This is a genomic window from Roseateles sp. P5_E1 (genome assembly GCF_054049335.1).
Genome location: NZ_JBFUMN010000531.1, coordinates 1 through 504, shown reverse-complemented (window position 1 = coordinate 504; position 504 = coordinate 1). Strand labels below are relative to the sequence as shown.

General features: G+C 62.0%; 2 protein-coding genes. Both read left to right on the top strand.

What is annotated here, in order from left to right; all coding sequences use genetic code 11:
• Positions 1–335 (top strand): helix-turn-helix domain-containing protein (locus tag ACXJKJ_RS32480; protein ID WP_457395885.1); only part of this gene is annotated, 335 nt, incomplete at its 5' end.
• 3 nt (positions 336–338) lie between these two features.
• Positions 339–504: transposase (locus ACXJKJ_RS32475; protein ID WP_457395887.1), on the top strand; the 166-nt coding region annotated here is incomplete at its 3' end.

Genomic DNA, 504 nt, shown 5'->3' with positions numbered 1-504 from the left:
TCGACCAGCCGGTGGAGCTGGAAGTCCAGCGGCAGCGGCTGGCCTGCCCTCGCTGTGGGCCAAAATTGGAGCACTTGGATTGGCTGGAGCGGCATGCCCGGGTAACGCAACGGCTTGCGCAGAGCGTGGCACGCATGTGCGCCACCACCTCGATCCATGCCACCGCAAAGTGGCATGGTCTGGACTGGAAGACGGTCAAGGCGCTTGATTTCMGGCATCTGATGCAGACGCTGGGCCCAGTGGACCTATCGGACATACGCGTGATCGCGATGGACGAGTTTGCGATCCAGAAGGGGCATCGCTACGCCACCGTGGTGGTCGAGCCATCGCGCTAGCGCGTGCTCTGGGTCGGCCGAGGACGCAGCCGCGCTGACATCCGTCCCTTCTTTGAGCTACTCGGCAGGGTCGGTTGCGAACGCATCCAAGCCGTAGCAATGGACATGAATTCGGCCTTTGATGTGGAGGTCAAAGCCCAGTGCCCCAATGCTGAAGTGGTCTACGATC